This is a genomic window from Mesorhizobium sp. M7A.F.Ca.US.006.04.2.1 (assembly GCF_004022915.1).
GTDB lineage: Bacteria > Pseudomonadota > Alphaproteobacteria > Rhizobiales > Rhizobiaceae > Mesorhizobium > Mesorhizobium ciceri.
The window spans coordinates 1-2,866 of the sequence record NZ_RZQA01000826.1 but is presented as its reverse complement, the minus strand read 5'-3'; the positions used below and the strand labels follow the sequence as shown (position 1 = coordinate 2,866).

Annotated in this window: 4 protein-coding genes; all 4 read left to right on the top strand. The window is 64.2% G+C overall.

The window, feature by feature from the left end; all coding sequences use genetic code 11:
• The coding region (locus EN925_RS30680; RefSeq protein ID WP_128337163.1) for a DUF983 domain-containing protein at positions 1–350 on the top strand (350 nt) is incomplete at its 5' end.
• A gap of 86 nt (positions 351–436) precedes the next feature.
• Positions 437–1,177 (top strand): NUDIX domain-containing protein, encoded by a 741-nt coding sequence (locus EN925_RS30675; RefSeq protein WP_027161472.1) that lies wholly within the window; start codon positions 437–439, stop codon positions 1,175–1,177.
• 75 nt (positions 1,178–1,252) lie between these two features.
• Positions 1,253–2,431 carry an MFS transporter gene (locus EN925_RS30670; protein WP_024503576.1) on the top strand — a complete coding sequence of 393 codons (1,179 nt, stop codon included), beginning with the start codon at positions 1,253–1,255 and terminating at the stop codon, positions 2,429–2,431.
• Between the two features lie 111 nt (positions 2,432–2,542).
• The coding region (locus EN925_RS30665; protein ID WP_128337162.1) for a hypothetical protein at positions 2,543–2,866 on the top strand (324 nt) is incomplete at its 3' end.

The following is a 2,866-nucleotide window of genomic DNA, read 5'->3' as shown; positions in this document are numbered from 1 at the left end:
GCCGCTGCCCGCATTGCGGCGAAGGCAAGCTGTTTCGCGCTTTTACCAAGACCGTCGACACATGCGGCGTCTGCGGCGAGGAATTGCATCACCACCGGGCCGACGACCTGCCGGCCTACCTCGTCATCGTCATTGTCGGCCACATCGTGCTGGGCGCCTTCATGGGCGTTGAGGCGACGTCGACTTTGTCCATATGGCAGCACATCGCCATCTGGGTGCCGCTGACCATCCTTTTGTCGGTTGCGCTGCTGCAGCCGGTCAAGGGTGCCGTCATCGGGCTGCAATGGGCCTTCTATATGCACGGCTTCGGCGGCGAGCACGACGTGATCGAGCCGCATCCCGGAGCCTAGGCCGCAGCCAAGAACGCTGCCTGGCGCAACATACCGACCGTGAAAGGCCACTTTCGCTTGCCAGAAGTTTCCGCTAGGTCCTGCGCATGGACGGTATGACCAAGGCGGAAGTCGACAGGATCGAGCGGAGCATGATCGCTCATAGCGACCGGCCAATTCGCCCGCGCGACGCGGCAACCCTCATCCTGCTCGACCGCAAGGACGACGACGTACTGGTTCTGATGGGTCGCCGCCATGCCGGCCACGCCTTCATGCCGGGCAAGTTCGTCTTTCCCGGCGGCCGCACCGATCCGGCCGATAGCCGCATACCGGTCGTCGCCGCCCTGCACCCGGAGCAGGAAGCCAAGCTGATCGCCGGGCCGGGGCGCACAAGCGCCGCACGAGCCCGCGCCATCGCCCTGTCGGCCATCCGAGAGACCTATGAGGAAGCCGGGCTGCTGATCGGCCGCAAGGGTGCTTTCGCAACTCCCAGATCCGACTGGCAAGGCTTTGCCGAACACGGCGTGCAACCCTCTCTCGACATGCTGCGCTTCGTCGCGCGCGCCATCACGCCGCCCAACCGGGTGCGCCGCTTCGACACCCGCTTCTTCAGCGCGTGGCGTGACGACGTCGCGGTCGAACTGCCCGGTGGCGGTCCGACCAACGAACTGGAAGAGCTGGTCTGGCTGCCGCTTGCCAAGGCCAGGGAAGCCGACATACCCGACATCACCCGAATGATCCTGGACGAGTTGGAAAAGCGCCTCGCCCATGATCCACTGTTGCGTCCAGGCGGTCCCGTGCCCTTCTACCGGCTTGTCCGCAGCCGCTTCATCCGCGAACTTCTCTAGAGCAATTCCAGGAAAGTGTGACGCGGTTTTCCGTCCGAATTGCGTAAGATCAAACAGACAGAGTATTCAGCATCCATGACGGTCGATACCCAACCAAAGGGCGACGAGCGCGTACACTGGCTGCCGATGGTGGCGGCGATCTCGTCGATCAGCGTCGTCGGCATCGCCATCGGCCTCGGCATGCCGCTGCTCAGCGTCATCCTTGAAACACGCGGCCACTCGGCTTCGATGATCGGCCTCAACACCGCCGTCGCCGGCCTCGCCTCGATCGCCGGTGCGCCGCTGGCGACCCCGCTCGCCATGCGCTTCGGCGTTGCCTGGACCATGATCGCCATGATCGCCGCCGGCGCGCTGGCCTTTGTCGGCTTCCATTTCGCACCCGATTTCTGGATGTGGTTTCCACTGCGCATCGTGCTGCACATTGCGCTGACGGTGCTGTTCATCCTGTCTGAATTCTGGATCAGCACCTCGGCGCCGCCGCACCGGCGCGGCCTTGTCCTTGGCATCTACGCCACTGTCCTGTCGCTCGGCTTTGCCGCCGGACCGTGGCTGTTCGCTCATCTCGGCAGTTCCGGCTTCAGGCCGTTCGGCGTCATCATCGCGTTGGTGACGCTGGCGGCCATACCCGTGCTGGCAGCACGCAACGAGAGCCCGTCGATCGCCTCGGATGGCGAAACCAGCAATTTCCTGCGCTACATCTGGCTGGTGCCGTCGGCGACCGCTGCCGTGCTGGTGTTCGGCGCGGTGGAAACCGGCGGCTTTGCGCTGTTCCCGATCTACGGCAGCCGAATCGGCTATTCCGAGGCCGATGCGGCCCTTCTGCTGACCATGATCGGCCTCGGCAATGTGTTGTTGCAGATCCCGATCGGCATGATCAGCGACCGCGTCAGCGATCGCCGCTACCTGCTGATTGCCTGCGCGACGGTCGGTCTTATCGGCACCGTGTTCATGCCCTTCTTCGCCCAGAATTGGCATTTGATGGCCGCGCTTCTGTTCGTCTGGGGCGGCGTCGTCGCCGCCATGTACACGATCGGCCTTGCCCATCTCGGCTCGCAGCTTTCCGGCCATGAACTGGCGTCGGCCAATGCCGCCTTCGTGCTGTGCTACGGCGTCGGCATGGTGCTCGGCCCGCAGGCGATCGGCATCGGCATGGATGCGTTCGGCCCGTCCGGCTTCGGCTGGTCGCTCGGCCTGTTCTTCGCCGCCTATATCGCTTTGGTCGCCGTCAGGTTGGTTCGCAAGATCCTGCTGTAGCGCGACTGCGGCCAGCCATGCATTTGGCACGGCACGGTGACAGGCTGCTGACAGAACCGTGTCAGGAGCACAGGGCTAAAAAGGTGTCCCAAAACACTTGAGGACACTTCCATGATCGACAGCGGCTTTGAAACCACATCGCTACGAATGACACTGCTTCTGCTCGTGACCTTCCAGGCTCCGGCCACCGACGTCGACCGCATCATGGATGCGGTGGTGGCGATCGCGCCGCTGGCCATGGGCAAATATGACCGCAATGCCTATCAGTCGGCGCACGGCATCGAACGCTACAGGCCGCTTGACGGTGCGGCCGCCGGCGCCGAAACCGAATTGCGGCGGCGCCCCGGCACGGTCGAGGTTTCCTTCGAACTGCCGGACGACCAGGCGCTGGCCGCCCGCGTCGTCGAGGCGATTTTCCAGGCGCACTCCTACCAG